This is a genomic window from Streptomyces sp. NBC_00322, assembly GCF_036147535.1.
In the GTDB taxonomy this organism is placed as follows: Bacteria; Actinomycetota; Actinomycetes; order Streptomycetales; family Streptomycetaceae; genus Streptomyces.
The window spans coordinates 4,539,350-4,557,364 of record NZ_CP108019.1 but is presented as its reverse complement, the minus strand read 5'-3'; the positions used below and the strand labels follow the sequence as shown (position 1 = coordinate 4,557,364).

The window sequence follows — 18,015 nt, the reverse complement described above, 5'->3', positions numbered from 1 at the left end:
AGGTCCACCACATCACACCTTGTGTGCAGCTCTTCACTGTGCGTACAAGTCGGCGCATCGCCGCCCCTTGCCGGTGGCATGGGCGGCCCGCCGCTTCGCCTGCGGCAGGATCGCCGCCCGGGGCCGAACGTGGGCTGTAGTCCATTAAACGCGTGGCGAGGGGTGGCGCGCGCCTGGCGCTTGCAGTCCCGCTGAACTTTTCCCCGCCACTCGGGGATGAGGCGCGGCCTCCGGCTGTTATGACGCCCGGGCCCGTCGCCAGGTTCCGGGGCGGTCTCAACTGCCCCTGGCCATCACCGTTTAGGTACCCATCCCGCTTGGAATGACTCCCCCTCGGGCTTCGCCCTGGGAGGATCCCCCCTGCCGAACAGCCCTCAGTCGACCTCAATTGACCGCCAGGGGGTGCATTTTTCGGCCAAGTTCAAGGTCACCTAGACACCACCGATCCCACTGGTCCAATGCTGGACATCCCCTTACTTGTGCGTGTACATGTGGATGCATTGATAGCGGCGCAGAATGACATGGGGGTTTGCGATGCTATTGAGCGAAACGCACCAGTCGGAAAGCCGGCTGCCATGAGCCCCTCTCACCTGCCGAAAGTGGCTGGAATCGATTCAACGGTTCCCAACCCCACGCACACTGCCGCCGCCCTGCCCGCCATCCCCGCCGTACCGGCCCCTCCCGGAGCGGTGATTCAGGACCGGCTCGCAGGCTGGGTCTCCGACCTGACCACCCTCCACGAACTCACCGAGCGACTGGTCCGGACCGCTTCGCTCGACGACGCCCTCCATGAACTACTGCGCGCCGGTGCCGCCCTCGTCGGGGCCCGGCGTGGCCTGGTCGTCCTCGAACCCGCCTCCGCCGCCTCACGGGCCGACTGTTTCGAGCCGGACCGTGGTCCCGCCCTCACCAAGGGCCTCGGGTTCACCCATGCCGAACTTGGCCACATCGAGACGGTGCCACGCACCGCGACCGCCTACGGGCGGATCCTCGACGGCCGCCTCCCTGACGGACGGCCCGGCCCAGGCGGACCTCCCGAGGCTGTCGCCCATCCCGATCTGCTCGGCGACAAGACGCTCGACTCCCGCCACCGCGAGGTGGCCCTCCGCCTCGGCTACGCCGCCAGTTACACCGTGCCGCTCGCCTCCGAAGCGGCCGGAACGCTCGGCGCCGCCGTGTGGATGTACGACGAGCCCGCCACCCCGGTGGAGCGCCAGTGCCATCTGGTCGGGCTCTACATGCGCTACGCCACCGAGCATCTGGCCCGGCTCGTCGAACTGGAGCAGGCGCGCGCCACAGTGGCGACCGTCGCCGAGGAACTGCTGCCCAGCCGGCTGCCCCGGGTGCCCGGCGTCCAGCTCGCCGTCAGACACCGCACGACTCCAGGCGGCGGTGGCGACTGGTACGACGCGCTGCCACTGCCCGAGGGAGCGCTGGGGCTCGCGGTCGGATCCGTCAGCGGCTCCGGTCCCAGCGCGATGGCTGCGATGGGACGGCTGCGGGCCTCCCTTAGGGCGTACGCCGTGATGGAGGGCGAGGACCCCGTCGCCGTACTGTCCGATCTGGAGCTGCTGCTGCGGCTGACGGAACCGGCCCGCACCGCGACCGCGCTCTTCGCGTACGCGGAGCCCGCCGGGAGAAAGATCGTGCTGGCCGGCGCCGGGCACACACCGCCGCTGGTGGTCGGGGAGCGGCGCACCGAGTTCGTCGAGACGTCCCTGTCCGCGCCGCTGGGGATGCTCGCCTGCTGGGAGGCGCCGAGCGTGGAGCTCTCGCCCGAGCCCGGAGAAACGGTGCTGCTCTACACGGACGGGCTGCTGCGGCGTACCGGTGACCCCATGGACCGGGCTTTCGCCCGGCTGCACGCGGCGGCCGCGAGCGTGCCGAAGTCGCTGCGCGACGACCCGGGAGCGATCGCCGAGCATGTGCTGCGCACGGTGCTGCCCGAGGGTCTCGACGAGGCCGACACCGGTGAGGACGTGGTGTTGCTCGCCGCCCGTTTTGACTGATTCCTCACACGTTTTCCACAGGACACCTGGCCGTCTTCCGCTCACACATACGATGGTGAGGTCGCCCCCGGCTGAAGCCAGGGGAGGTCCAGTGTCGTATCAGGAAAGGCCGACAGGCCCAGGAGGCAGACGTGGCCGAGGAGCTCCCCCCGGAGACCCCGGAAGAAGAAGAGCAGCCGATCAAGCAGCGTAAGAACGGCCTGTACCCGGGCGTGTCCGACGAGCTCGCCGAGAGCATGACGACGGGCTGGGCCGACACCGAGCTGCGCGACCTGGAGCCCATCGCGCAGGCCTCGCAGACCGCCGCCCGCCGTGCCGCACTGTCGGCGCGTTTTCCCGGCGAGCGCCTGGTGATCCCGGCCGGCAATCTGAAGACCCGCTCCAATGACACCGAGTACGCCTTCCGCGCCTCCACCGAGTACGCCTACCTCACCGGCGACCTGACCGAGGACGGCGTCCTCGTTCTGGAGCCCAAGAACGGCGCGCACAAGGCCACCATCTACCTGCTGCCGCGCTCCAACCGTGAGAACGGCGAGTTCTGGCTGTCGGGCCAGGGCGAGCTGTGGGTCGGCCGCCGCCACTCCCTGGCCGAGGCCGAGCAGCTGCTGGGCATCCCGGCCAAGGACGTGCGCGAGCTGCCGGAGAAGCTGCGCGAGGCGAGCGGCCCGGTCCGCGCCGTGCGTGGCCACGACGCCGGTATCGAGGCGGCGCTGACCGACAAGGTCACCGCGGAGCGCGACGAGGAACTGCGCGTCTACCTCTCCGAGACGCGTGCCGTGAAGGACGAGTTCGAGATCGGCGAGCTCCAGAAGGCGTGCGACTCCACCGCGCGCGGCTTCGAGGACGTCGTCAGGGTCCTGGACAAGGCCGAGGCGACCAGCGAGCGCTACATCGAGGGCACCTTCTTCCTGCGCGCCCGCGTCGAGGGCAACGACATCGGATACGGCTCGATCTGCGCCGCGGGGCCGCACGCGACCACCCTGCACTGGGTGCGCAACGACGGACCGGTCCGCTCCGGCGAGCTGCTGCTGCTGGACGCCGGCGTGGAGACCCACACCCTCTACACCGCGGACATCACGCGCACACTGCCGATCAACGGCCGCTTCGACGAGCTGCAGCGCAAGATCTACGACGCGGTGTACGAGTCCCAGGAGGCGGGCATCGCGGCCGTGAAGCCGGGTGCCAAGTTCCGCGACTTCCACGACGCCTCGCAGCGGGTGCTCGCCGAGAAGCTCGTCGAGTGGGGTCTGATCGAGGGTCCGGTGGAGCGTGTGCTGGAGCTGGGTCTGCAGCGCCGCTGGACTCTGCACGGCACCGGCCACATGCTCGGCATGGACGTCCACGACTGCGCCGCCGCGCGCACCGAGGCCTATGTCGACGGGACCCTGGAGCCGGGCATGTGTCTGACCGTGGAGCCCGGGCTCTACTTCCAGGCGGACGACCTGAGCGTGCCACAGGAGTACCGCGGCATCGGCGTCCGGATCGAGGACGACATCCTGGTGACCGAGGACGGCAACCGCAATCTGTCGGCGGCGCTGCCGCGGCAGGCCGACGAGGTCGAGGCCTGGATGGCCTCGCTCAAGGGCTGACCCGTACGCCGGACATCCCTCCAGGAGGGCGCGCTGCTCACGAGACCTTGAGCAGCGCGCCCTCCCGCCATTTGAGGATCTTGTCGAAGCTGACCACCGCACCCCGGCCGGGCCGGTTGCGGACATGAACATGGTCGGCGAGCTGCTCGATGAGACAGAGACCGCGGCCGCTCTCGGCGGTCGGGGGCGGTGGTTGCGCGGCATGCGCGCACTGCCCGCCGCGCCGGACGGGAAAGCCGGGCCCCGAATCGGCCACTTCGATACGGCACTTCTCGCCGTCCAGATACGCGGTCACGCGATACGCCGCCGAGGCTTCGCCGGCCCCCTGACCGCCGCCGTGTTCCACTGCGTTCGCGCATGCCTCGCTGAGGGCGACCGACAGATCGTAGGAGATGTCGGGATCGACTCCCGCGGTCTCCATCGTGCCGAGCAACAGGCGGCGGGCGAGCGGGACGCTCGCGGCATCGCGCCGCAAGTGGAGTGACCACCAGATGCTCATGCTCCGGCCTCCTGGCTGCGGCTCGACATACCGATACGTATTGCCGTAAGACACCGTGCGTAAGCACACAGTTGATGTGATTGCGCTCATTCGGCGGATGCGCACGATTCGGTCGGCGGTGTATGCGGCGGTGCTTGGATCCGTGTACGCGGCGATACGCGTCAGAAAAGGGATCTTCCGGACCTGCTGTATGGGCGCTCCGGGCACAGTGCGATGATGACCCGGCCATGTCGTCCATTTCCGTTGCGCGCGCCGGAGCCGGTCCCCGGCTGCTGAGGGCCGCGGTGTTCACCGCGGTCTGCGTTGTGCTGTCCGCGACGGGACATGCGCTGGCAGCCTGCGCCGCGATTCCCTGGTGGACGCTCACGGCAGGCTTCGTCGGGATGTTCGCGCTGGTCGCGCCGTTCGCGGGACGGGTGCGCTCGCTGCCGTCCATCGCCGCCGCGCTCACCGCCGGACAGCTTTCCCTGCACGCCCTGTTCGGGCTCGGACAGCATCAGCTGCGCCTCGCCCCCACGGCGGACGACGCACTGATCAGGATGGCCGCGAAGCTGATGTGCGGGGCGGGCGCCGCCTCGATCAGCCCCGCGGACGCCCGGCGGATCGTCACCACCTCCGGCATCGCCCCGCCCGGACAGGGCGGACCCGGCGGACACCTCGGCCACGAGCACATGGCGCAGACCGCCGTCGCTTCGCCGGAGCTGCTGCCCTCCCTCCCCATGCTGCTGGGGCATCTGCTGGCCGCGCTCGCGACCGGCTGGCTGCTGCGGCGCGGGGATCTGGCGCTGGTGCGGCTGATCCGCTTGTCGGCTGACTCGGCCCATGAGGTGGCCGAGGCGGGCCGGCTGCGTTCGCTGCGCGCAGCGGTCTGTCTCGTACGGGCGCTGCATTCCGGTCTGGCATTGGCGCCCGCGGTGGATCCGCACACTGCCCGGACCTCGTCCGCCCCTCCCGTGCTCTTCGCCGGTGAGGCACTCCAGCACACGGTGATCAGGCGCGGGCCTCCGGCCCGCCTCGCTCTGGCAGCCTGACGCGGCCCACTCGACGGGAGTGGTGCCGTGGTGCCCGCGCATCCGTAGGTGCGCAGCACACACTCACCTCTTCTGAACTGTGGAGTGTCCTCAGCCATGAACGTTTCCCGTATCGCTGTCGCGACCGGAATCGCCGCTTCCTCCGTGCTGCTCCTCTCGGGCACCGCCTTCGCGCACGTCAGCGTGCAGCCGCAGGGCGAGGCCGCCAAGGGCGGTTACGCGACGGTCAACTTCAAGGTCCCCAACGAGCGCGACAACGCCTCGACCGTGAAGCTCGAAGTCAGCCTCCCGGCCGACCACCCGATGGCCTCCGCGATGCCGCAGCCCGTCCCCGGCTGGAAGGCCGTGGTCACCAAGGCCAAGCTGGCCAAGCCTCTTGAGGTGCACGGCAAGCAGATCACCGAGGCCCCTTCCAAGATCACGTGGACCGCGGACGGCGGAAAGATCGCTCCGGGCGAGTTCCAGCAGTTCCCCGTCTCCCTCGGCCGACTGCCCGAGGACACCGACCAGTTGGTGTTCAAGGCACTCCAGACGTACGACAACAAGGAGGTCGTGCGCTGGATCGAGGAGCCGAAGGAGGGCGCCCCGGAGCCCGAGTCCCCCGCGCCCGTCCTGAAGCTGTCGGCCGCGACGGAGGACCACCACGGCGGCAGCGCGAAGGACGCGTCCGCGAAGGACGGTAAGAACGCCGGGCACGACGAGGACACGAAGTCCGAGACCGCGTCCGCCGACAGCAGCGACACGACGGCCCGCATCCTGGCGATCGTCGGCATCCTGGCCGGCATCGCGGGTGTGGCCTTCGGTGTCCTGGCCGGCCGCCGTCGCTCCTCCTGACGGTCCGCACACCACACTTGGGATATTTCTCCATGCGCAAGAAGACCGTGCTCGCGGCCACGCTCGTCGTGGCCGCGGCGCTCAGCCTCTCCGCCTGCTCGGGCGGCGACGACTCCGCCAAGAGCCCCGTCGCCGATGTCTCGGCCGGGGCCAACCGGCCCGCGACCGTGCTCGACCAGCCGTTCACCAAGCCGAACCTCGTCCTCACGGACACCCACGGCAAGAAGTACGACCTGCGTGAGCAGACCAAGGGCAAGCCGACACTGATCTACTTCGGCTACACGCACTGCCCCGACGTGTGCCCGCTGACGATGAGCAACATCGCCATCGCCAGGAAGCAGCTCCCCAAGGCCGACCAGGACAAGCTCCAGGTCGTGTTCGTCACCACCGATCCGGAGCGCGACACCCCGGCCGAGCTGGCCAAGTGGCTGCCGAGCGCCGGAGACCCGTCCTTCACCGGGCTCACCGGCGACTTCCCGACCATCCAGGCCGGCGCACGCCAGATCGGCATCGGCATCGACCCGCCGAAGAAGGAGAAGGACGGCACGGTCGTCTCCATGCACGGCGCTCAGGTCATCGCCTTCTCCCCGAAGACCGACAAGGGCTATGTGCTCTACGGCGAGGACACCACGGCGGACGACTACGCCAAGGACCTCCCGAAGATCATCCGCGGGGAGAACCCGTGAACCGGCGTACGTCCCTCGCTGCCGTCATAGCCCTGACCGCGGGGCTGGCGCTGGCGGGCTGCTCGTCCGACGGCAAACCGGAGTTGAAGGTCAGCGGCGGGTTCATGCCACAGCCCGTCGGCGACATGGCAGCCGGTTTTCTGACGGTGCACAACAGCGGCGGCGGGGCGGACAAGCTCACCACCGTCACCAGCGACATCTCCGACGACATCACGATCCACGAGTCGAAGAACCAGGCGATGCAGGAGGTGAAGGCCTTCGACGTCCCGGCGGACGGCGAGCTCGATCTCGAACGCGGTGGAAACCACATCATGTTCATGAAGCTCAAGCAGCAGCCGAAGCAGGGCGAGAAGGTCACCGTGGAGCTGCGCTTCGAGGAGTCCGACCCGATCACGGTCGAACTTCCCGTCAAGGAGCCCACGTACAACCCGAAGAAGCACTGAGCACCGAGGGACTGATCAATCCATGACAGCCACCGCCCCGCGCTTCGGCCCGTCCCCCCTCCGGCTGCTGCTCGCCGCAATCGTGCTCGTCGGCACGCTCTTCAGCGCGCTCCTGGCCGGTGCGAGCCCCGCGTCGGCGCATGCCGCGCTGACCGGGAGCAACCCGAAGGACGGGGCGGTGGTCGCCACCGCCCCCAAGGACGTCACGCTCACCTTCTCCGAGCAGGTGGCCATGGGGAAGGACTCGATCCGGGTCCTCGAACCCAGCGGCAAACGCGCCGACAAGGCCGCCGTCCGCGACCTCGGCACCGGCGGCAAGGTCACCTACGGCGTCGATCTGCTGCCCGGACTGCCCGACGGCACCTACACCGTGGCCTGGCAGGCCGTCTCGGCCGACAGCCATCCCGTCTCCGGTGCCTTCACCTTCTCCATCGGAGCGCCCTCCAAGACCACCGCCGTTGTCCCCGACCAGAAGGCCGGCGGCGGAGTGGTCGGCGTCCTCTACGACATCGCGCGCTACGCCTCGTACGCGGGCTTCGTGCTGCTGACAGGCGGCGCTGCCTTTGTGCTCGCCTGCTGGCAGCGGGGTGCTTCCGTACGGCCGCTGCAACGCCTCGTCGTACGGGGGTGGGTGACGCTCACCGCGGCCACTCTCGCGACGCTGCTGCTGCGCACCCCGTACACAGGCTCCGGGAAACTGGCGGACGCCTTCGACCTCGGCGGGCTGCAGGACGTCCTTCAGACCAAGACCGGCGCCGCGCTCAGCTCCCGGCTGATGCTGCTGGGGGCGGCCGCGTTGTTCATCGCCGTGCTCTTCGGGGCGTACGCGAAGCGGGAGGACGAGGGCGAGAGGAAGGATCTGACCTTCGGTCTCGCCGTCGGCGGCGCGGTCGTCGCGGCGGGGATCGCGGCGACGTGGGCGCTCTCGGAGCATGCGTCGACGGGCATTCAGCCGGGTCTTGCGATGCCCGTGGATGTACTGCATCTGCTGGCCGTGGCCACCTGGCTCGGCGGGCTCGCGGCGCTGCTGACCGCGCTCTACCGTGCGCCGTCGATCGAGCGGGCTGCGGTACGGCGGTTCTCCAAGGTGGCGTTCGGCAGCGTGGCCGTGCTCGCGGCGACCGGGATCTACCAGTCCTGGCGGCAGGTCGGCTCCTGGTCGGCGCTGACCGGGACGTGGTACGGGCAGTTGCTGCTGATCAAGGTGGGGCTGGTCGTCGTCCTGGTGAGCGTCGCGTGGATCTCGCGTCGGTGGACGGCGCGGCTCGCGGAGACGGCGGAGGTGACGGAGAAGGGCAAGGAGGCCGACGAGGAGGAGGCCGACGAGGAGGCGGACCCGGTTGCCGAGGATGCCGCGGACCCCGAGCGCGCCGCCCAACTCGCCAGGCAGAAGGCCGCGGTGGCAACGGCCCAGAAGAAGAAGGCCCGGGACACGGCCAGGGACGCCGACCCGGTGCGTTCCGGACTGCGCCGTTCCGCACTGGCGGAGGCGGGCATCGCGGTGGTCCTGCTGGCCGTGACCACCATCCTGACGTCCACCGAACCGGGACGTACGGAAGAAGAGGCCGCCAACGCCTCGGGCTCGCAGGCCGCCGCGGCCGTGCCGAACGGCCCCACCGAGATCAGGCTGCCCTTCGACACCGGCGGCAGGAACGGCAAGGGCACCGTCCGGCTCAGCCTCGACCCGGCCACCTCCGGCGCCAACGTGATGCACGTCTGGATCTACAGCCCGACCCTGAAGCCGATGGACGTGCCCGAGGTGAAGGTCTCCTTCACCCTCAAGGCCAAGCAGATCGGCCCGCTGCCGATCACGCCCGACCGCATCGCCACGGGACACTGGAGCGCGGACGCCGTCCAGATCCCGATGCCGGGCGACTGGCAGGTCCAGGTGACCGTGCGGACCTCCGACATCGACCAGACGACCACCGACAAGAACATCAAGATCGGCTGACCCACCCGTGAGTGACCCTGTGCGCGACAACGACATCTCCAGACGGCGGCTGCTCGGCACCGTGGGTGCGGCCGGCGCCACCGGTCTTGTGCTGGGGGCCGCGGGCGGCGCCGCCGCGCATGCCGCGGCCTCCGGCGAGGTCCCGACCGCGCTGACGACGCTCGGCTCGACCGGCATCCCCTTCCACGGCACCCATCAGGCGGGTATCACCACGCCCCTCCAGGCTCGCGGCCATCTGATCGCCTTCGACCTGGTGCCCGGTGCGGGCCGCAAGGAAGCCGCCGCGCTGCTGCGCCGCTGGTCCGCGCTCGCGAACGAGCTGATGGCGGGCCGGGCGGCGGGCGAAGGCGACACGGGCGTCGCGCTGGACGCCGGGCCGTCCTCGCTGACGGTCACGTTCGGCTTCGGCCGCACCTTCTTCGACCGTACGGGGCTGGTGGCGCAGCGCCCGCCGCAGCTGGATCCGCTGCCCGCGTTCTCCTCCGACCAGCTGGACAAGAAGCGGTCGGACGGCGATCTGTGGGTGCAGATCGGCGCGGACGACGCGCTGGTCGCCTTCCACGCGCTGCGCGCGATCCAGAAGGCGGCGGGGGACGCGGCCCGGGTGCGCTGGCAGATGAACGGCTTCAATCGTTCGCCGGGGGCCACCGGGAAGCCGATGACCGCCCGCAATCTGATGGGCCAGATCGACGGCACTCGCAATCCGAAGCCGTCCGAGCCCGACTTCGACAAGCGGATCTTCGTGCCGTCAGAGTCGTCGGGGACGTCGGGGACGAAGTACTCGTGGATGGCCGGCGGCTCGTACGCCGTCGTACGCCGGATCCGGATGCTGCTCGACGACTGGGAGCAGCTTCCGCTCACGAAGCAGGAGCAGGTCATCGGCCGTCGCAAGTCCGACGGCGCTCCGCTCAGCGGCGGCAGTGAGACGACCGAGCTCGCGCTCGACAAGACCGGCCCGGACGGCACGTTGGTCATCCCGGACAACGCCCATGCCCGGATCTCCGCGCCCGAGCAGAACGGCGGCGCGGCGATGCTGCGGCGGCCGTTCTCCTTCCACGACGGGATCGGCGCCGACGGGACGCCGGACGCCGGGCTGCTCTTCGTCTGCTGGCAGGCCGATCCGCTGCGCGGCTTCGTTCCCGTGCAGCGCAAGCTCGACCGGGGCGATGCCCTGTCGGCGTTCATCCGGCACGAGGCGAGCGGGCTGTTCGCGGTGCCGGGCGGGCCGAAGGAGGGCGAGTACGTGGGACAGCGGCTCCTGGAGTCGTAAGGACTCCGGGCCCATTAGGGTGACGGTATGTCGGCCACGCGCTACACCTATCTCGGCCCCGAGGGCACCTTCACCGAGGCCGCCCTGCGCACGCTCCCGGAAGCCGCCACGCGGGAGCTCGTCCCGATGGTGTCCGTGCCCGCCGCGCTCGATGCCGTACGCAACGGGGACGCCGCGGCCGCCCTCGTACCGATCGAGAACTCCGTCGAGGGCGGCGTCACCGCGACCCTCGACGAGCTCGCCTCCGGCGAACCGCTGATGATCTACCGCGAGGTGCTGCTGCCCATCGCCTTCGCGCTGCTGGCACGCCCGGGCACCAAGCTGTCCGAGGTGAAGACGGTGACCGGCCATCCGGTCGCCCAGCCGCAGGTGCGCAACTGGCTGCGGGCCAATCTTCCGGATGCCCTGTGGGAGTCGGCCGCGTCGAACGCGGACGGCGCGCGGCTGGTGCAGGAGGGGCGCTACGACGCGGCCTTCGCGGGCGAGTTCGCGGCGGTGACATACGGCCTTGAGCCGCTGGTCACCGAGATCCATGACGCCGAGAACGCGGAGACCCGCTTCGTGCTCGTGGGCCGTCCGGCCAGGCCCGCGGCGCCGACCGGCGCGGACAAGACGTCGGTGGTCATCTGGCTGGGCGACGACCACCCGGGTGCGCTGCTCGAACTGCTGCAGGAGTTCGCGGTGCGCGGGGTCAACCTGATGCTGATCCAGTCCCGGCCGACGGGTGCGGGGATCGGGAACTACTGCTTCGCCGTGGACGCCGAGGGCCATATTTCGGACCGCCGGGTGGGCGAGGCACTGATGGGGCTGAAGCGGATCTGTCCGAATGTGCGGTTCCTCGGTTCGTATCCGCGGGCGGGTGTGGCGGTCGGGGACGTACGGGCGCTGCGGGCGGGGACGTCGGACGCGGAGTTCACAGCGGCGGCCGACTGGCTGGCGCGCTGCCAGGACGGCCGGGCCTGAGCCACCTCCGGCTCCGGGTCGGGCTTCTGAACCGGTCCTACCTGCAGATTTTCGTTATCCACAGAAGTTATCCACAGGTGCGCTTCTCGACCTGGGGACAAGTCGACAACACAACACGACATGGTCGACAAATCGGTCCAGTCGCCCACTTCCGTCCACAGGTAGGCACGGTGCCTTGTGTCACCTCAATTCCATTGATCAACTCTTTGGGGCGAGGAATTCCCACCCGAATGAGCGTGTGAGGTGGGTTTGGAGGGGGAATCCTCCGGCCCACGCTCGACATTGGAAATGATCATTTCCGTGGTCCACAGATCCCGCACACAGCCTGTGGATAACCGTGCGACAGCCCGTATCCCTGTGGACAAGGGGAGCCCAGGTCCCACCCCCGCAAGGGAAGCCGGTCAATTCAGACAACGGCCGGATGCCCCTTTTCGGCGAGTGATCCAGCGCCTATTGACGCTTGCCCGGTAAATTGGCGGCCGCTTTCTGAATTCCGGCAATTCGGACATAGTGACACGCAAGGCAATATCGAGTGAGGTTGAGCGAGTCGGCACCGGTAGCCTGGTGGGGTGATTGACCTTCGCCTGCTCCGTGAGGACCCCGACCGTGTTCGCGCCTCCCAGCGCGCCCGTGGAGAGGACGTCGAGCTCGTCGACGCCCTGCTCCAGGCCGATGAGCGGCGCAGGTCGTCCGGCCTCCGCTTCGACGAGCTGCGTTCCGAGCAGAAGCAGCTCGGCAAGCTCATCCCCAAGGCCACTCCCGAAGAGCGCGCCGAGCTGCTGAAGAGGGCCGAGCAGCTGAAGGCCGACGTCAAGGCTGCCGACGCGGCCCAGGACGAGGCCGACGAAGAGGCCAGGCGGCTGCTGCTCCTGCTCGGGAACATCGTCCACGAGGACGTCCCGGTCGGCGGCGAGGAGGACTTCGTCGTCCTCGAGACGCACGGCACGATCCGCGACTTCGGCGCCGAGGGCTTCGAGCCCAAGGACCACCTGGAGCTCGGCGAGGCGCTCGGCGCCATCGACGTCGAGCGCGGCGCCAAGGTGTCGGGATCGCGCTTCTACTACCTGACGGGCGTCGGCGCGCTGCTCGAGCTCGCGCTCGTCAACGCCGCGATCGCGCAGGCGTCGGAGGCCGGGTTCATCCCGATGCTGACGCCCGCGCTGGTCCGGCCGCGTGCCATGGAGGGCACCGGCTTCCTCGGCCAGGCCGCCGAGAACGTCTACCACCTGGAGAAGGACGACTACTACCTGGTCGGCACCTCCGAGGTCCCGCTCGCGGCGTACCACATGGACGAGATCCTCGACGCGGACAAGCTGCCGCTGCGCTACGCCGGCTTCTCGCCGTGCTTCCGCCGCGAGGCCGGGACGTACGGCAAGGACACCCGCGGCATCTTCCGGGTGCACCAGTTCGACAAGGTCGAGATGTTCTCGTACGTCGCTCCCGAGGACGCGGAGGCCGAGCACAAGCGGCTCCTCGACTGGGAGAAGCAGTGGCTGACCGGCCTGGAGCTGCCGTTCCAGGTGATCGATGTGGCCACCGGCGACCTGGGCGCGTCCGCCTCGCGCAAGTACGACTGCGAGGCGTGGATCCCGACGCAGGGCAAGTACCGCGAGCTCACCTCCGCCTCCAACTGCGACGGCTTCCAGGCGCGCCGCCTGTCGGTCCGGATGCGCGACGGCAAGAAGGTGCAGCCGCTGGCGACGCTGAACGGCACGCTGTGCGCCGTACCGCGCACGATCGTGGCGATCCTGGAGAACCACCAGCTGGCGGACGGTTCGGTGCGGGTGCCCGAGGTGCTCCGGCCGTATCTCGGCGGCCGTGAAGTGCTTGAGCCGGTCTCCAAGTGAGCTTGCCGTACCGCCTGATAGCGACCGATCTCGACGGCACGCTGCTGCGTGACGACGGCACGGTCTCGCAGCGCACGCGCGACGCGCTCGCCGCGGCCACCGCGGCGGGCGCCGCGGCGGGCGCCGCGCACATCATCGTCACCGGACGTGCCGTGCCCTGGACCCGGCACATCCTGGACGACCTGGGCTACGAGGGCCTCGCCGTCTGCGGCCAGGGCGCGCAGGTCTACCACGCGGGCGAGCACCGGCTGCTGACGTCCCTGACGCTGGACCGGCAGCTGGCCTCTCTCGCGCTCTCCAAGATCGAGGCGGAGGTCGGCCCGCTGGCGCTGGCTGCGAGCCGCGACGGGCTCGACGGCGAAGTGCTGGTCGGACCCGGGTACCGGGTGCACGAAGGCCCGCTGCCGGTGGTGGCGTACGAGGACCCGGCCGAGCTGTGGTCGGCCCCACTGAACAAGGTGTACATCCAGCATCCGGAGCTGGACGACGACGCGCTGGCGAGGGTGGCCAGGGCGACGGTCGGCAGCCTGGTGGACGTGGTGATGGCGGGCGCGGGCATCGTGGAGATGCTGCCGCTGGGGCTGAGCAAGGCGACGGGGCTGTCGCTGGCGGCGAGGCGCCTTGGGCTGCGGGCCGCGGACACGATCGCGTTCGGCGACATGCCGAACGACATCCCGATGTTCGGGTGGGCGGCGCACGGTGTGGCGATGGCCAATGCGCATGAAGAGCTGAAGGCCGTGGCGCACGAGATCACGGCGTCGAACGAACACGACGGCATCGCGGTGGTACTGGAGCGGTTGCTGGACTGACGGCCCTGTTGGGGGCGTGGGTTCACAACGGGTCGTGCTGAAGTCCTGCTGACTGACGGCCCGTTGTGGGGATTCGTGCCGCAGGGCTGGGAGCACCGGCCAATCCGCCGGGAGGGGGCGGCCCGCGCAGATGCGCGCTCGAAGCGGCCGCCCCCGGGCAGCTGCCTGCGGGCGGCCTCGCGGAGTCGTCGGTGGCTACTCCGCTGCCTGCCCGGCGCTGCCCTGTTGGGAGCTCGACGGACTCGCACTCGTACTCTCGGTCATCGCCGCGCTCCTCTCCCGGTCGGTGGCGTCGGTCGCACTGGCGTGCGCCCGGCTCAACTACTGTGCCCCGGTGGACGGTTCGCTGCCACTGATTTTCCGGCGCCCTGCCGGTACGCGTCGGCCCCCGCCCTGAGGACGGGGGCCGAGGACGAACTGCCCGGCTGTCAGAGGGCCTTCCGGATCACTCCTCGCCGGCGAGCTTCAGCACCCTCAGCTTCTGACCGGCGTACCAGGTCGCCACCACCGTGACCCCCGCCAGCAGCGTCACGGCGAGCGGCAGCCCCACGTCCGAGCCGATCAGCCCCTCCCCGCCGATCTTCTCGGCGAGTGAGAGCGACCACTGCTGCACGCTCAGCGTGCGCGCCCCCGGCACGAGGCTGCCGAACAGCGTCTCCCACACCAGCGCGTAGACGAGTCCGATGACGACCGCATGGCGGCTGACCGTTCCGAGGAGAAGGAACAGCGCGCTGTACGCGATCGAGGCGACCAGCGCCGCGACCGTGTAGGCGATGGCGACCTGCTGGCCGTTGCCGTTGAGGATGAATCCGGCGATCAGTGTGGGAATCGCGGAGAAGGCCATGGTGATCGCGATGGCCACGATCAGCTTCGTGACGATGATCGTCGGGCGCTTCACCGGCTTGGCGAGCAGATAGACGATCGACCCGTCGTCGATCTCGGGCCCGATCGCGCCGGTGCCCGCGATCACTCCGATCAGCGGCACCATCGTGGCGATGGCGAATCCGCCGAGGAGGTCGGCTGCGACCTGGTCGTCCAGGCCGTTGAAGCTCCGGACCGCCGCCGCGATGAGCAGCAGCAGACCGGGCAGTACGAACAGGATCGCCGCGCGGCGCCTGCCGAGTACGGCCCGATAGGTGAGCCGGGCGACTGTGGGGTTGTACATGGACGTCACAGCTCCTTTCAGGCCGCTACGAGGTAGGAGAAGACCGATTCGAGGGACTCGTCCGAGGGCGAGACCGTCAGCAGCCGGATCGAGTGCTCGCGGGCGACCCGCGGCAACAGCTCGGTGAACCGGCCGAAGTCGACGGCCTGGATGCGCAGCGCGCCCTCGGCCAGGTCGACCTCGATGCCGGCCGTCGACGAGTCGGCGATCAGGGCCGCGGCAAGCGCCCGGTCGTCGCTGGACCGTACGAGATAGCGGTGCGGCCGGTCCGTCATCAGCCGGCGGATCTTGCGGAAGTCGCCGGATGCGGCATGCCGTCCTGCCACGATCACCTCGATGTGCGAGGCGAGTTGCTCGACCTCCTCCAGGATGTGCGAGGAGAACAGCACGGTGCGGCCTTCCGCGCCCATCCGCCGCAGCAGGTCCATCAGCTGCATGCGCTGGCGCGGGTCCATACCGTTGAAGGGCTCGTCGAGCAGCAGCACGGACGGCTCGTGCACAAGGGCGGATGCCATCTTCACGCGCTGCCGCATGCCCTTGCTGTACGTGGCGATCTTGCGGTCCTGCGCGTACTCCATCTCGACCGTGGCGAGCGCCTTCTGGGCGGCCTTCTTGCCGAGATTGTGCAACTCGGCGTTGGCGACGACGAATTCGCGGCCGGTGAGGAAGTCGTACATGGCTTCCCGCTCCGGTACGACGCCGATCTGCCGGTAGACGGACTCGTTGCGCCAGATCGCCTGACCGTCGAGCGTGACGCTTCCCGTCGAAGGGGCCAGGAAACCACCCATCATGTTGATGATGGTGGACTTTCCGGCGCCGTTGGGACCGAGCAGTCCGGTGACGCCGGGGCCGACGGCCATGGTGACGTCGTTGACGGCCACGACATTTCCGAACCACCGCGAGGTGTGCTCGATGTTGATGGTGGTCACAGCCCGACCTTTCGGTAGCGGCGCATCAGTACGGCGTACGAGCCGGCGACGAGCGCGAGGACGACGAGCAGATAGACCATGCCCGGGCCCGCACCGGGGCCCGCCTCGCCCGGGAAGGCCGAGGTGGCGCCGAGGAAGGCGGTCTGTACGCCGTCGATGAGCGTGACCGGCGAGAAGAGGCCGAGCCACTTGATCACTCCGGGCGATCCGGTCTCCCAGGCGATCGCCTGGACGGTGGAGACCGCGCCGTAGGTGATGGTCATCGTCGCGATGACGGCGGCGACGCCGAAGCCCCGGCGCGGGGTGAGCGCGGCCATCACCAGGCCGATGCCGCCGAAGAGTACGGACAGGAGCGCGACGGAGACCATGCCCTGCGCGAAGCCCTTCGTCTGGTCCGCGAAGTCCATCTTGGCGAGCAGCGAACCGATATAGAGGACGACCAGAGGCGCCGCGGTGAGCACGAACAGCGCCGAGGCCATGGCTCCGTATTTGGCGAGTACGTAGTCGATGCGCTCGATGGGACGCGAGAAGTACAGCGGAACCGTCTTGAAGCGCAGATCGCGCGAGACGGACTGCGGGGCCTGCGCGGCGAGGAACAGCCCGATGACCGCCTGGGTGACGATCGCGTAGCGGGTGTAGTCCAGCGGCAGGTCCTTGAGCTTCGTGGCGACGGCGACCGCGACGATGATCGCCGCAGGCAGGCACATCACCGCGAAGAGGATCATCGGCAGGACCTTGGACTTGGCCGAGCGGCCCAGTCCGTACGCGCCGCGCAGCGACTGCGAGTAGAGCGAGCGGCGGGCGTACGCCCGGCCGAGCCGCGGGCCTTCGTAGTTGCGGTATCCGATGTTGTGGATCCGGGTGGTCTCGTTCTGGACCCCGCTGCCCGGGACCCCGGTGAGCTCCGTGCTCATCGCGCCTGCACCTCCATGGGCTGGGCCGCTGTCTGGGGACCTTCGGGGCGGAAGACCTCAGCGATGTGGTGGCGGCGCTGTTCCATCCGTACGAGACCGAGGCCGAGCCCGGCGACGGTGTCGCGCACGACGTCGTACGTCTCCTCGCCCGTCGCCTCGAGGAGCAGGATGTGGCCGGCTCCGGGCAGACCTTCCTCCACGCGCGCGTGGAGCGTGATTCCGGCGGCGGCGAGCGCCTCGCGGAGCACCGCGGTGCCGTCGGGATGGGTGTCCGTGTCGGTGACCTCGACCGCGAGGGTCGTGGTGATCTGGGTGAAGTCACTGGTCGAACTGGAGCGCAGCAGCGAGCCGCCGTCGATGACGACGACATGGTCACAGGTGCGTTCGAGTTCGCCGAGGAGGTGCGAGGTGACCAGGACCGAGATGCCGAAGTCGGTGTGGACGCGGCGGATCAGGTTCAGCATCTCGTCGCGGCCGACCGGGTCGAGCCCGTTGGTCGGCTCGTCCAGGAGGACCAGCTTCGGGTCGTGGACGAGGGCCTGCGCGAGCTTGACGCGCTGTTTCATGCCGGTCGAATAGCCGCCGATGGGGCGGTACCGCTCCTCGTACAGGCCGACATGGCGCAGCGTGTCGGCGGTGCGCTCGCGGGCGGCCGTAGGCGGCAGCCCGGACATGCGCGCCATGTGGACGACGAACTCGGTGGCCGACACATCGGGCGGCAGGCAGTCGTGCTCGGGCATGTACCCCACCTGTTCCCGGATGGCGGCGCCGCTCGTGGCGACGTCGAGGCCGAGCACGGCGGCCCGGCCCTCCGTGGCAGGGGACAGACCCAGCAGGATCTTGATCAACGTGGACTTGCCGGCTCCGTTGGCGCCCACCAGACCGGTCACACCGGGTCCGATGTCCAAGGAGAGCCGGTCAAGCGCGGTCACCCGGGGGAACCGCTTGCTCAGGCTTTCGGTCGCGATCACAGTCACATTTCGAAGGTAGTGGCCCACGACACATCGAGCGTCAGCCTGCGCGGCTGGATCCGTGTCCGACTCCAGAGGTACGGACCCGTAGGGGGCTGCTACCTG

General features: G+C 69.5%; 16 protein-coding genes. 11 read left to right on the top strand and 5 right to left on the bottom strand.

The window, feature by feature from the left end; translation table 11 throughout:
- The first annotated feature begins 458 nt into the window (after positions 1-458).
- Positions 459-2,009 carry a PP2C family protein-serine/threonine phosphatase gene (locus tag OG905_RS20675; protein WP_328674422.1) on the top strand — a complete coding sequence of 517 codons (1,551 nt, stop codon included), beginning with the start codon at positions 459-461 and terminating at the stop codon, positions 2,007-2,009.
- A 131-nt stretch (positions 2,010-2,140) separates the two neighbouring features.
- Positions 2,141-3,598 carry an aminopeptidase P family protein gene (locus OG905_RS20670; RefSeq protein WP_328674420.1) on the top strand — a complete coding sequence of 486 codons (1,458 nt, stop codon included), beginning with the start codon at positions 2,141-2,143 and terminating at the stop codon, positions 3,596-3,598.
- A 37-nt stretch (positions 3,599-3,635) separates the two neighbouring features.
- Here the strand turns inward: OG905_RS20670 and OG905_RS20665 are convergent, their stop codons facing one another.
- Positions 3,636-4,097: an ATP-binding protein gene (locus tag OG905_RS20665; RefSeq protein WP_328674419.1), complete on the bottom strand. Its 462-nt coding sequence runs from the start codon at positions 4,095-4,097 to the stop codon at positions 3,636-3,638.
- 227 nt (positions 4,098-4,324) lie between these two features.
- On the opposite strand from OG905_RS20665, the gene OG905_RS20660 reads away from it, so the two are divergent.
- The 9 genes from OG905_RS20660 (at position 4,325) to OG905_RS20620 (ending at position 13,931) form a co-directional block, all read left to right on the top strand.
- Positions 4,325-5,128, top strand: a complete 804-nt coding sequence (locus tag OG905_RS20660) for a hypothetical protein (RefSeq protein ID WP_328674417.1) — start codon at positions 4,325-4,327, stop codon at positions 5,126-5,128.
- Positions 5,129-5,224: 96 nt separating this feature from the next.
- On the top strand, positions 5,225-5,962 hold the full coding sequence (locus tag OG905_RS20655; protein WP_328674416.1) for a YcnI family copper-binding membrane protein: 738 nt from the start codon (positions 5,225-5,227) through the stop codon (positions 5,960-5,962).
- A 32-nt stretch (positions 5,963-5,994) separates the two neighbouring features.
- Positions 5,995-6,648: an SCO family protein gene (locus tag OG905_RS20650; protein ID WP_328674415.1), complete on the top strand. Its 654-nt coding sequence runs from the start codon at positions 5,995-5,997 to the stop codon at positions 6,646-6,648.
- On the top strand, positions 6,645-7,091 hold the full coding sequence (locus OG905_RS20645) for a copper chaperone PCu(A)C (protein ID WP_328674413.1): 447 nt from the start codon (positions 6,645-6,647) through the stop codon (positions 7,089-7,091). Before OG905_RS20650 ends, OG905_RS20645 begins: the two co-directional genes overlap by 4 nt.
- Positions 7,092-7,113: 22 nt before the next feature.
- Positions 7,114-9,042: a copper resistance CopC/CopD family protein gene (locus OG905_RS20640; protein WP_328674412.1), complete on the top strand. Its 1,929-nt coding sequence runs from the start codon at positions 7,114-7,116 to the stop codon at positions 9,040-9,042.
- A 7-nt stretch (positions 9,043-9,049) separates the two neighbouring features.
- Complete coding sequence (gene efeB, locus OG905_RS20635; protein ID WP_443043963.1) at positions 9,050-10,312, top strand: iron uptake transporter deferrochelatase/peroxidase subunit; 1,263 nt, start codon at positions 9,050-9,052, stop codon at positions 10,310-10,312.
- A 27-nt stretch (positions 10,313-10,339) separates the two neighbouring features.
- The gene (gene pheA, locus OG905_RS20630; protein WP_328674410.1) at positions 10,340-11,275 is read left to right on the top strand and encodes a prephenate dehydratase; all 936 of its coding nucleotides are present in this window, start codon (positions 10,340-10,342) and stop codon (positions 11,273-11,275) included.
- A gap of 569 nt (positions 11,276-11,844) precedes the next feature.
- Positions 11,845-13,122 carry a serine--tRNA ligase gene (gene serS, locus OG905_RS20625; RefSeq protein WP_328674408.1) on the top strand — a complete coding sequence of 426 codons (1,278 nt, stop codon included), beginning with the start codon at positions 11,845-11,847 and terminating at the stop codon, positions 13,120-13,122.
- On the top strand, positions 13,119-13,931 hold the full coding sequence (locus OG905_RS20620; RefSeq protein ID WP_328674405.1) for an HAD family hydrolase: 813 nt from the start codon (positions 13,119-13,121) through the stop codon (positions 13,929-13,931). Before serS ends, OG905_RS20620 begins: the two co-directional genes overlap by 4 nt.
- 445 nt (positions 13,932-14,376) lie before the next feature.
- On the opposite strand, the gene OG905_RS20615 is transcribed toward OG905_RS20620, so the two are convergent.
- Genes OG905_RS20615 through OG905_RS20600 form a run of 4 tightly spaced genes read right to left on the bottom strand, consistent with a single transcriptional unit; the run spans position 14,377 to position 17,910 of the window.
- Positions 14,377-15,096: an ABC transporter permease subunit gene (locus tag OG905_RS20615; RefSeq protein WP_328674404.1), complete on the bottom strand. Its 720-nt coding sequence runs from the start codon at positions 15,094-15,096 to the stop codon at positions 14,377-14,379.
- Positions 15,097-15,113: 17 nt separating this feature from the next.
- On the bottom strand, positions 15,114-16,025 hold the full coding sequence (locus OG905_RS20610) for an ABC transporter ATP-binding protein (protein WP_328674401.1): 912 nt from the start codon (positions 16,023-16,025) through the stop codon (positions 15,114-15,116).
- Entirely contained in the window at positions 16,022-16,939 is a 918-nt protein-coding gene (locus tag OG905_RS20605; RefSeq protein WP_328674399.1) for an ABC transporter permease, read from the bottom strand. Before OG905_RS20605 ends, OG905_RS20610 begins: the two co-directional genes overlap by 4 nt.
- Positions 16,936-17,910, bottom strand: a complete 975-nt coding sequence (locus tag OG905_RS20600) for an ABC transporter ATP-binding protein (RefSeq protein ID WP_328682495.1) — start codon at positions 17,908-17,910, stop codon at positions 16,936-16,938. Before OG905_RS20600 ends, OG905_RS20605 begins: the two co-directional genes overlap by 4 nt.
- Positions 17,911-18,015 lie beyond the last annotated feature (105 nt).

What these genes read in the sequence shown, in the direction of transcription:
- OG905_RS20675 (WP_328674422.1), top strand. Translation starts at nt 459, where the DNA reads ATGCTGGACATCCCCTTACTTGTGCGTGTACATGTGGATGCATTGATA.
- OG905_RS20665 (WP_328674419.1), bottom strand. Translation starts at nt 4,097, where the DNA reads ATGAGCATCTGGTGGTCACTCCACTTGCGGCGCGATGCCGCGAGCGTC.
- OG905_RS20660 (WP_328674417.1), top strand. Translation starts at nt 4,325, where the DNA reads ATGTCGTCCATTTCCGTTGCGCGCGCCGGAGCCGGTCCCCGGCTGCTG.
- OG905_RS20655 (WP_328674416.1), top strand. Translation starts at nt 5,225, where the DNA reads ATGAACGTTTCCCGTATCGCTGTCGCGACCGGAATCGCCGCTTCCTCC.
- OG905_RS20650 (WP_328674415.1), top strand. Translation starts at nt 5,995, where the DNA reads ATGCGCAAGAAGACCGTGCTCGCGGCCACGCTCGTCGTGGCCGCGGCG.
- OG905_RS20640 (WP_328674412.1), top strand. Translation starts at nt 7,114, where the DNA reads ATGACAGCCACCGCCCCGCGCTTCGGCCCGTCCCCCCTCCGGCTGCTG.
- pheA (WP_328674410.1), top strand. Translation starts at nt 10,340, where the DNA reads ATGTCGGCCACGCGCTACACCTATCTCGGCCCCGAGGGCACCTTCACC.
- OG905_RS20615 (WP_328674404.1), bottom strand. Translation starts at nt 15,096, where the DNA reads ATGTACAACCCCACAGTCGCCCGGCTCACCTATCGGGCCGTACTCGGC.
- OG905_RS20605 (WP_328674399.1), bottom strand. Translation starts at nt 16,939, where the DNA reads ATGAGCACGGAGCTCACCGGGGTCCCGGGCAGCGGGGTCCAGAACGAG.